The organism is Dietzia sp. CQ4 (assembly GCF_014145125.1).
GTDB lineage: Bacteria > Actinomycetota > Actinomycetes > Mycobacteriales > Mycobacteriaceae > Dietzia > Dietzia natronolimnaea.
Window position 1 is genome coordinate 1 of sequence record NZ_JAALDZ010000442.1, and the last position, 5,817, is coordinate 5,817.

Consider the following 5,817-nt stretch of genomic DNA (forward strand, 5'->3'; position numbering starts at 1 on the left):
CCACTCGGCCCACATCGACGCCCACCTCGAGACCGTGTTCACCTCGTACGGCGACGAGGCCTTCTGGCACGACCGCATGGCCGCCATCGGCAGCCCCCACGACACCCTCGACGCGTTCGAGACCACCGGGGACTCCACCACGGTCACGCTGACCCAGCACATCCCGGACGAGGACATCCCGGACGTGGCCCGCAAGGTCCTGCCCGGCCGGTTGATCATCGTGCGGACCACCACCTATGCCGACTTCGACGGCGAGCGGTTCTCGAGCTCCGCCCGCGCGGAGGCCGCCGGCGGGCTGGGGGTCATCGACGGAGGCTCGGAGGCCGTCTCGCAGGGCGGCGTGGTGGTGGAGTCCGCGACGGGCCAGGTCAAGGTCTCCGTCCCGCTGCTGGGCGGCAAGCTGGAGAAGCTGGTCGTGTCCCACCTCACCCGGTTCTTCGACGCCGAGACGCAACACCTCAACCGCTGGACCGCCGCCCGCTGACACCGCGTCGGCCCCGAGTCTGCACCGCATCGGCCCCGCGTCGGTTCCGCGTCGGCCCCGCGTCGGCCCCGTGCCGACCCGGTTCCGACACGGCGTTGACCTCGGGTTCTGCGATCCGGGCCGGCATCGGCGACAATTGGCGGAATGCACCCGCGGCACGACACCCAGCGACTCCCCGCCCACGACCGACCCGGCGTCCAGCACGCCGAGACCCAACAGTTCGCCGCCGCACCGGCAGGTGACTCGTCTGACCGCCGCGACACCGGCGGGAGGCGTCGCGGCCCGATGATCGCCCTGATCGCCGCGATCGCCTTGGTGGGCCTGGTCGCCGGGGTGGTGGGGCTCGAGTTCGGCACCCGCAACGCGGTCGAGAACCGGATCCAGGAGGAGGTCACGGCCTCCCTCGGCAGCCCGGCGCAGGTCGAGTTGGGCGCGCGCCCGGTGATCCTGTCGTACTTCGGCGGTGACCTGGGCACCGTCCGCATCACCACCGACGGCAGCCCCGCGGAGGGCGGAGGCGGCCCCGCCCCCGCGATCGACATCACCGCCGAGGGGGTCAGCTCGGCCGACGACCTCACCTACGTGGACTCGCTGACCGGGACCGCCTTCGTCTCCGACCAGGCCATGTCCACCGCCGCACAGCAGGACTCCGCGGGCGACAGCATGCTCGGCGGTCTGATCCAGGTGCAGGAGATCGTCTCGGACCCGGCCTCGGGAACGCTCCGTGTCTCCATCAGCGGCCTGGCCGAGGCGATCGTGACCCCCCGGTTGATCGGCGGAAACCTGGAGATGGATCCGTCCCAGGCGTCGATCCTCGGTTTCGCACTGCCGCCCGAGCTGCTCGGCGGCACCGTCTCGATGATGGACTCCGCTCTCGCCGAACTCCCCGAGGGCGTCCAGCTGACCGGGGTCCGCGTGGTCCCGGGCGGCATGGTCGTCGACCTCAGCGGACGCGACGTCGTGCTGGAGTCGACCCGGTAGTCGACTGCCGGTCGCACGGCACACTGAACCCATGCGCCTGCTGATCATCGCCGACACCCACGTCCCGACGCGCGCCCACGATCTCCCGCCCCGGGTGTGGGACGAGGTCGACGGTGCGGACGTGGTGGTCCACGCGGGCGACTGGATGGACGTGGCACTTCTCGACGCGGTGGAGGAACGCTCCACCCGGTTGGTCGCGTGCTGGGGCAACAACGACGGACCCGAGTTGCGCGCCCGGGTGCCCGAGGTGGCGCGCGTGACCCTCGAGGGGGTGCGGGTGGCGGTGGTGCACGAGACCGGGCCGTCGGCGGGCCGGGACAGGCGCATGAGCGAGGCCTATCCGGACACCGACGTCCTGGTGTTCGGTCACTCGCACATCCCGTGGGACACCACTGCGGCGAACGGCTTGCGGCTGCTCAACCCGGGTTCCCCCACCGACCGCCGTCGGCAGCCGTACTGCACGTACATGACCGCCACCCTCGCCGACGGCGTGGTGGGCGAGGTCGAGCTGCACCGCCTTCCGCCGACCCGGTAGGTGGCGCCGGGCGGCGGCCGGCGGATTCTGCCACCCTGGGGTGTATGACCACCGAAGCCACCATGCGTGCCGTGACCCAGTACTCCCTCGGCGATCCGGACGTCCTCGTCGTCTCCGACCAGCCCCGCCCCGAGCCGCGGACCAACGAGATCCTTGTGCGCGTCAGGGCCACCAGCGTCAACCCCACCGACTGGAAGCACCGCGGGAACGGCGGGTTCCTCGGGGAGCCGCCGTTCGTGCTCGGCTGGGACCTGTCCGGGGTCGTCGAGGCGGTCGGCATCGGAGTGGCCCGGTTCGCCCCCGGCGACGAGGTCTTCGGCATGCTCTCCTACCCGTTCGGGCACGGCGCCCACGCTGACTACGTGACCGCGCCCGCGGCCTGGTTCGCCCCCAAGCCCGCCTCCCTCGACCATGTGCAGGCCGCCGCGTTACCGCTGGTGTCCCTGACCGCATGGCAGGCGCTCGTGGAGTACGCCGACATCCAGCCCGGTCAGCGGGTGCTGATCCACGCCGCCGCCGGCGGGGTGGGGCACGTGGCGGTCCAGATCGCCAAGGCCCGGGGCGCGTACGTGATCGGCACCGCCAGCGCCGGCAAGCACGGGTTCCTGCGAGACCTGGGCGTGGACGAGGCGATCGACTACCGCGAGGTGGACTTCGCCGAGGCCGTCAGCGACGTGGACGCCGTGCTGGACACCATCGGCGGTGACACGTCCACGCGTTCACTGCGCACCCTGCGGCCCGGCGGGATCGTGGTGTCGATCCTGCCGGTGGGGTCGAAGGACTTCTTCCGCGAGGCCGAGGAGCTCGGCGTCCGGGCGATCCGGATGCTCGTCGACTCCTCCCGGCACGACCTGGTCTCCGTCACCGAGCTGGTGGAGCGGGGTGAGCTGCGGGCCAGCATCGCCGAGGTCTTCCCGCTCGAGCAGGCGGCGGAGGCGCACCGGCGCGGGGAGACGGGCCGGACCACCGGCAAGATGGTGCTCATCACCGACTGAGGTCCGGCCCCGCGCGGTGCCGGCGGGGTCAGCCCTCCGGGAAGCCCTCGAGCACCGCGCGGCTGCCGCTCAGGCCCAGTCGGGTGGCACCCGCGGAGATCATGGCGCGGGCGGTCTCGGCGTCGCGGATCCCGCCCGAGGCCTTGATCCCGAGCTGCCCGCCCACCGCCCGGTTCATGGCGGCGACCGCACGCACGCTGGCGCCGCCGGCCGGGTGGAAGCCGGTGGAGGTCTTGACCATGTCCGCCCCCGCGCGCGCGACGGCGTGGCACAGCTCCTCGAGCCGCCGGTCCCCCGCCTCCTCGCCCAGCGCCCGGTGGATCGCGGCGGTCTCGAGGATCACCTTGATCACGGTGGGCGGGGGCACGGCGTCGCGCATCGTCAGCACGTCGGCCATCACCTCGTCCACCAGGCCGGCGATCGCCGCACCCACGTCGATCACCATGTCCACCTCGACGGCGCCCTGATCCACCGCCAGCCGTCCCTCCATGGCCTTGACCAACGCGTGGTGTTTCCCGGACGGGAAGCCGGCCACGGTCGCCACCGTCAGGCCCTCCGCCCGCACCGGGAGCATCGCCGGGCTCACGCACACCGCCTTGACCCCGAGAGCGCGGGCCTCGTCCACACAGGCCTGGACGTCCTCGCGGGAGGCGTCCGGGGAGAGCAGCGTGTGGTCGATCATCGCCGCGACGCGGGCGCGGGTCAGCTGAATCTGTGGCGTGGCATCCATGCCGGCCAGCCTAGCGGGGCTCCCCACCACCCCCTGCTGGCACAATGACCGTTCATGTCACGCCGCTACGTCCTCACGCTGGGTTGCCCCGACCGCATCGGCATCGTCGCCCGCATCGCCACGTTCCTCGCCGAGCTCGGCGGCACCATCGTGGAGGCGGCCTACCACGCGGACGAGAACTCCCGCTGGTTCTTCACCCGGCAGTCCGTGGACGCCGAGTCGATCGGGATGGACCTCGACGAGCTGCGCCGCCGCTTCTCACGGGTGGCCGCCGAGCTCGGCCCGGAGACGGACTGGAACATCGCCGACTCCAGCGAACCGAAGGACATCGTCGTCCTGGTGTCCAAGGAGGGGCACTGCCTGCACGACCTCATGGGCCGGGTGGACAGCGGGGACTTCCCCGCCCGCATCCGCGCCGTGATCGGCAACCACGACACCCTGCGGGGGATGACCGAGGCGCACGGCATCCCCTTCCATCACGTGCCGTTCCCCGCGGATCCGGCCGAGCGGGGTCCGGCGTTCGCCGAGGTGTCCTCGATCGTCGACGACATCGACCCGCACGCCATCGTCCTGGCCCGCTTCATGCAGGTCCTGCCGGACGATCTGTGCTCCCGCTGGGCCGGTCGCGCCCTCAACATCCATCACAGCTTCCTGCCGAGCTTCGTGGGGGCGCGCCCCTATCACCAGGCGCACATCCGGGGGGTCAAGCTCATCGGGGCGACCTGCCACTACGTCACCGCCGACCTCGATGAGGGACCGATCATCGAGCAGGACGTCATCCGCGTCGACCACGCGGCGACAGTGCAGGACATGGTCCGGCAGGGCCGCGACGCCGAGAAGCTGGTGCTGGCCCGCGGACTGCGGTGGCACCTCGAGGACCGCGTCCTGGTCCACGACGCCCGGACCGTCGTCTTCACCTGAGACGAGGCGACGCCCGGACCGTCGTCTTCACCTGAGACGAGGCCCGGCCACAGGAGCAGGCTCAGCCGCGGGAGAAACCGTGGCGCTCGGTGAGCAGGGTCTCGGCGGCGGACAGGAAGATCAACCGGGCGGCCGCGCCGGCCCGGGGAAGAATCGAGCGGACCCGCTTCTCGAATACGGCCTGGTCCATCCCCGCCCCGCGGACTGTCTCCACCAGAACGGTGAACGCCTCTGCCGCCCGGCTCTGTCCCTCCATGAACAGGCGGCCGATCTTCTCGATTCCCTCCTCGTCCACGCCGAGGACGATCAGGTCACGCAGGAGATCGGCCATGTAGACGTCGGAGAAGAAGTGGTCGGCTGCTCCCGGTTCGGTGATCAGACCGAGGGACTCCCCCACGTCGATCAACTCCTCGGGCATGTCGAACGAGGCGACCGCCTGGGACTCCGCCCGGGTGAGACGCCGTCGGGACCCCGAGGGCCTGCGCTCGCCCCGTACGCTCTCGACCTCGAGCAACTCGGCGAGGGTGAACCCGTGCCGCTCGGCGATGAGCAGCTCCTCGATCGTGGCGAACGTGTATCCCCGGTTGAGCAGGCGAAGGATCAGGTCGAGCCGACTGCGGTGATCCGGCCCGTAGAGCGCGGTCCGGCCCTTGCGGATGGGCGGCTGGAGCAACCCGCGTTCCTGGTAGACCCGGATATTGCGAACGGTCGCGCCGGAGGTCTCCGCCAGCTCCTCGATGCGCTGCAGCGGCGCGGACCCCCTGGCGCTCACCTGCGTCTGCCGCCGACGGCAGGCCTGACGTCGGCGAAGAACACCCCGACCGCCACCATCGCCACGATTCCGAGGATCCCGAACGGCCGGATCGCGAAGAAGAGGGCGGCACCGGCGCAGATACCGATCCAGGCCGGTTTGGGCCACTTCCCCTCCATCGAGTACGCCGACGCGGGAGGAAGGACCGCCAACACCAGGCCGACGAGCGCCCACGCCACGAGGGCCGCCTGGATCGCGAGCTGGATGAGGCCCCAGGTTCCGGGCAATGCATCTATCACAACCGCCAGTGTAGTCGGCGCGTCCGACACCCCGGCCATCGATGTTCACGGCGTGGAGTTGGGGGTTCGACGGCCCCGTGACGAGAGCCGCCCCCGGCCCGCTCGGGGAGAGCGGGCCGGG

Annotated in this window: 8 protein-coding genes; 5 read left to right on the forward strand and 3 right to left on the reverse strand. The window is 71.4% G+C overall.

Annotated elements, in window-relative coordinates; genetic code table 11:
• From G6031_RS18540 to G6031_RS18555, 4 genes are all read left to right on the forward strand, one after another.
• On the forward strand, positions 1-484 hold a 484-nt coding region (locus tag G6031_RS18540; protein ID WP_182654086.1), incomplete at its 5' end, for a DUF2505 domain-containing protein.
• 144 nt (positions 485-628) lie between these two features.
• Positions 629-1,465: a DUF2993 domain-containing protein gene (locus G6031_RS18545; RefSeq protein WP_182654087.1), complete on the forward strand. Its 837-nt coding sequence runs from the start codon at positions 629-631 to the stop codon at positions 1,463-1,465.
• 31 nt (positions 1,466-1,496) lie between these two features.
• Positions 1,497-2,000 (forward strand): metallophosphoesterase, encoded by a 504-nt coding sequence (locus G6031_RS18550; protein ID WP_182654088.1) that lies wholly within the window; start codon positions 1,497-1,499, stop codon positions 1,998-2,000.
• Between the two features lie 44 nt (positions 2,001-2,044).
• A complete protein-coding gene (locus G6031_RS18555) occupies positions 2,045-2,995 on the forward strand; it encodes an NADP-dependent oxidoreductase (RefSeq protein WP_182654089.1) in 951 nt (316 codons plus the stop codon).
• Between the two features lie 28 nt (positions 2,996-3,023).
• On the opposite strand, the gene deoC is transcribed toward G6031_RS18555, so the two are convergent.
• A complete protein-coding gene (deoC, locus tag G6031_RS18560; protein WP_182654090.1) occupies positions 3,024-3,725 on the reverse strand; it encodes a deoxyribose-phosphate aldolase in 702 nt (233 codons plus the stop codon).
• A 54-nt stretch (positions 3,726-3,779) separates the two neighbouring features.
• Here deoC and purU point away from each other — a divergent pair, with 54 nt between their 5' ends.
• A complete protein-coding gene (gene purU, locus G6031_RS18565; RefSeq protein ID WP_179523420.1) occupies positions 3,780-4,646 on the forward strand; it encodes a formyltetrahydrofolate deformylase in 867 nt (288 codons plus the stop codon).
• A 61-nt stretch (positions 4,647-4,707) separates the two neighbouring features.
• On the opposite strand, the gene G6031_RS18570 is transcribed toward purU, so the two are convergent.
• Positions 4,708-5,418: a MerR family transcriptional regulator gene (locus G6031_RS18570; protein ID WP_182654091.1), complete on the reverse strand. Its 711-nt coding sequence runs from the start codon at positions 5,416-5,418 to the stop codon at positions 4,708-4,710.
• Positions 5,415-5,696 carry a DUF2516 family protein gene (locus G6031_RS18575; RefSeq protein ID WP_179523422.1) on the reverse strand — a complete coding sequence of 94 codons (282 nt, stop codon included), beginning with the start codon at positions 5,694-5,696 and terminating at the stop codon, positions 5,415-5,417. Before G6031_RS18575 ends, G6031_RS18570 begins: the two co-directional genes overlap by 4 nt.
• Positions 5,697-5,817 lie beyond the last annotated feature (121 nt).